Annotated in this window: 2 protein-coding genes and 1 pseudogene; 2 read left to right on the forward strand and 1 reads right to left on the reverse strand. The window is 63.3% G+C overall.

Annotation, left to right across the window (positions count from 1 at the left end):
• Positions 1-712 (forward strand): annotated as a pseudogene (locus WCA53_RS19870) (aspartate-alanine antiporter); the annotation flags it as partial.
• 79 nt (positions 713-791) lie between these two features.
• Entirely contained in the window at positions 792-2,525 is a 1,734-nt protein-coding gene (gene aspT, locus WCA53_RS19875; RefSeq protein ID WP_423914575.1) for an aspartate-alanine antiporter, read from the forward strand.
• Positions 2,526-2,573: 48 nt separating this feature from the next.
• Here the strand turns inward: aspT and WCA53_RS19880 are convergent.
• Positions 2,574-3,124: oligopeptide/dipeptide ABC transporter ATP-binding protein (locus WCA53_RS19880; protein WP_423914578.1), on the reverse strand; the 551-nt coding region annotated here is incomplete at its 5' end.

Here is a 3,124-nt window from a genome sequence, read left to right on the forward strand (position 1 = left end):
CGGCCGCGGTGTCTTTATCTCGGCCGTGACACGGCTCGACAGCACGATCCCGGCGTTGCCGGGCACGGAACTGCATCGCGGCGACGTGCTGACGCTGATCGGCGCCCCCGACGACGTGCGGCGCGGCGCATCCAAACTCGGTTATGTGATCCGTGCGACGCAAAAGACCGACTTCGTATTCCTCGGCATTGGCGTGATTCTCGGGATAGCAGTCGGTCACTTGAGCGCGAAGCTCGGCGGTGTGGATGTCACGCTTGGCACCGGCGGTGGCTGCCTGTTGTCCGGCCTGGCGTTCGGCTGGATCCGCTCGCGTTATCCGGTAATCGGGTCGCTGCCTTCTGCTGCCGCGCAAGTGCTCAAGGATTTCGGGCTGTGCACGTTTATCGCGGCAGTTGGGCTTGGCGCTGGCGCCGACGCGATTCGGCTGATTCGCGAGTACGGGATTGCGCTGCCGGTGGCGGGCGTGGTCATCACGCTCGGGCCGGCGCTGGTGTCGCTCGTGATCGGGCGCTGGCTGCTGAAACTCGAAGTGCCGATGCTGCTCGGCGCGATTGCGGGGCAGCAATGCAGCACGCCCGCGATCAGCGCGCTGGTTGGCGTGACAGGGAATGCGACGCCGGTCATTGGCTACACGATCACGTACGCGCTATCGAACGTTCTCCTGCCGCTGATGGGGCCGCTGATAGTCGGACTGGCGGGAAAGCTGGGATAAGCGACGACCAATAATCCGAGGCAGGTTGGAAGGGTTGGGCAGGTTGGACAGCAGGGCACACAAAACCAGAGAGGGCTTCATGGATTGGCTACATCATGTTTTTCAGAAATCACCCGAAATCGCGTTGTTCCTGTCGCTAGCGGCCGGGTACTTCATCGGCCAGATCAACTTCGGCAAATTCCAGCTAGGCGGTGTGGGCGGCGCGCTGCTCGCGGCCGTTGTGATCAGTCAGGTAGGTGTGCAGATTGATAACGGCGTCAAGTCCGTGATGTTCGCGGTGTTCATCTACGCGGTCGGCTACGACTCCGGGCCGCAGTTCTTCAACTCCTTGTCGCGCAAGACGCTGCGGGAGATCGCAATGGCCGTGTTCCTGGCGGTTTCGGCGCTGATCACGGTTCTCATATGCGCGAAGCTCTTCGGCTTGAGCAAGGGCATTGCAGCCGGTTTGGCGGGCGGTGCGTTGACCCAGTCCGCGATCATTGGCACGGCGGGCGATGCCATTGCGCGGCTCGGGTTATCGGCGGCCGAGACGAAATCGATGCAGGGCGACGTCGCGGTCGCGTACGCCGTGACGTACGTGTTCGGGTCGCTGGGCGCGATTATCGTGTGCGTGAACATCTTGCCTAAGTTCATGGGACAGAGTTTGAAAGACGCCGCGGCCGAGGCGGAAAAAGGTTTGGCGGGCGCCGCGGGCGGACACGGTCCAGGGCAGATGTCCGCGTTGCCGGAGCTTGTGGGGCGGGCGTACCGGGTGACGGGGCCTGCAGGCGGTGCCGCCTCCGGGAATCCAGCCGACTCAGCCACGGGCGGTGCAGGCCGCACTGTCGCCGAGATCGAGATGGCGCAGTCCGACATGATCACGATCGAGCGGATCCGTCGCGCAGGAAAGGCGGTGCAGCCGCGGCCGGACGTCATGCTCGCGGCTGACGATATCGTGCTGGTGGTGGGTCGGCGAGAGCTGATGGTGGCGGCGGCTCCGCACATCGGAGAGGAGGTGGCGGATACGGATGGCATTAGTGTCGTGATGCAGAACCGGCAAGGTGTCTTTACGCGCAAGGGCATGAATCACACGACGATCGCCGCGGTTCGCTCCACAGTGGATCGTGATCTTCGGCATGGCGTATTCGTGCAGGAAATCCATCGCGCGGGACAGCCGTTGCCGATCCTTCCCGAGACGGAGCTTGAACATGGCGATGTGATTACGTTCTACGGATCGCCACAGGATACGAAGCGCGCCGTCGATGCACCCGGCTACGAGTTGCCCGCCACTGACAAGACCGACTTCATCTATATGGGTGTCGGAATTGTGATCGGCTTGTTGCTTGGCTTGATTGTGGTGAACGTGGGCGGCGTGCCGCTGACGCTGGGTTCGGGCGGTGGCTGCCTGCTGGCGGGTCTGGTGTTTGGGTGGATGCGCGGCAAGCATCCGATGTACGGCGTGATGCCTTCGGCGGCCTCGCAACTATTGAAGGATTTCGGCCTTGCGGCGTTTGTGGCGGTGGTGGGATTGAACTCGGGGTTGCAGGCGGTGGTGACGGTGAAATCGAGCGGCATGACGATCTTCTTGCTCGGCGCGGTCGTCACGGTACTTCCGCTGGTCCTGACGATGTTGTTCGGCCGCTATGTCTTGCGTTACACGAACGCTGCGTTGCTGGCGGGCGCGCTGTCTGGATCACGAAGCGCGAACCCCGCATTTGGCGGCGTGCTGGACAAGGCTGAGAGCGCGGTGCCGACCGTGCCGTTCGCGATCACGTATGCGCTGGCGAATGTGTTGTTGACCTTGCTGGGACCGCTTGTGGTGGGACTGGTTTAAGGCGAGAAAACGCAGTGACGCGAGTAACGGCGTCACTGCGTTGGATGCTTATCCGACGGCCGTCTGCATCGCGCGCAGCTCTTCAACTGGGATATGGCAGCGAATCCTGTGGCCGTCGCCCGCGGGGGCATTGGGCGGCTCCTCCCGCTCGCAGATGGCGCCGATCTTGCGCGGACACCGCGTATGGAACACACAACCCGACGGCGGATTGGCGGCACTCGGCAACTCGCCCGTGAGACGAATCCGCTTGACCCCTGGCGCGCCATTGTCGAGCGAAGGGACCGACGACAACAGCGCCTCGGTATAAGGATGGTGCGGTCCATTAAACACATCGGCGGCGCGGCCGATCTCCATCAGCCGCCCGAGATACAGCACGGCAATGCGATCCGACACATAGCGCACCACGTGCAGGTCGTGCGAGATGAACACATAACTCACGCCCCGTTCGCGCTGCAAATCCGCAAGCAGGTTGAGAATCGCGGCTTGCACCGAGACGTCGAGCGCCGAGGTCGGTTCGTCGCAGACCACGACACGCGGGTCGCCCGCGAACGCCCGGGCGATCGCCACGCGCTGCTTCAACCCGCCGGACAACTGCCGCG

The organism is Caballeronia sp., from assembly GCF_049581465.1.
GTDB lineage: Bacteria > Pseudomonadota > Gammaproteobacteria > Burkholderiales > Burkholderiaceae > Caballeronia.